Below are 561 nucleotides of genomic sequence, written 5' to 3' on the forward strand. Positions count from 1 at the left end.
ACGGCTCAGGGAAAGCAACGCCACCCTTCAAGCAAAGTTCAACATCAACAGGGACATCCCCCAGATCGGCGCGATGACGATCAACGAGGTGCGAAAGCTGGAGGGGCGGCGGCCTGTGGCGGGCGGCGATGAGGTGCGCATGCAGATGCAGAACATTCCGATCACGGAGACAGGAGAGGGCTGATGGTGGTGGAGACGAAGGATATGGCGGTTGATCTGACGGCCGCCGCGGACAGTGGCGCTATTGAAGGCTATGCCAGCCTCTTCGGGATCGAGGATCAGGGCGGTGATATCGTTGCGCCGGGCGCCTATGCCAGTAGCCTTGCAAAGCTGGCGCAGGACGGGCGCCGGGTGAAGATGCTCTGGCAGCATGATCCGGCGCAGCCGATCGGGGTCTGGGATGAGGCGCGCGAGGATGAGCGCGGGCTCTGGGTAAAGGGGCGGATTCTTACGGAGGTGGCCAAGGGCCGCGAGGCGCAGGCGCTGATCAAGGCGGGCTCGATTGACGGGTTGTCGATCGGCTACCGGACGGTGAAGGCGCAAAAGCAGAGCGGCGGGCAG

At 64.0% G+C, this 561-nt stretch carries 2 protein-coding genes; both read left to right on the plus strand.

Annotated features, from left to right (window positions below):
• The coding region (locus C6W91_RS19520) for a hypothetical protein (RefSeq protein ID WP_370571424.1) at nucleotides 1-184 on the plus strand (184 nt) is incomplete at its 5' end.
• The coding region (locus tag C6W91_RS19525; RefSeq protein WP_370571425.1) for an HK97 family phage prohead protease at nucleotides 184-561 on the plus strand (378 nt) is incomplete at its 3' end. The genes C6W91_RS19520 and C6W91_RS19525, both read left to right, overlap by 1 nt.

It is taken from the genome of Phaeobacter sp. SYSU ZJ3003, assembly GCF_041300735.1.
GTDB classification, from domain to species: Bacteria; Pseudomonadota; Alphaproteobacteria; order Rhodobacterales; family Rhodobacteraceae; genus Phycobacter; species Phycobacter gallaeciensis_A.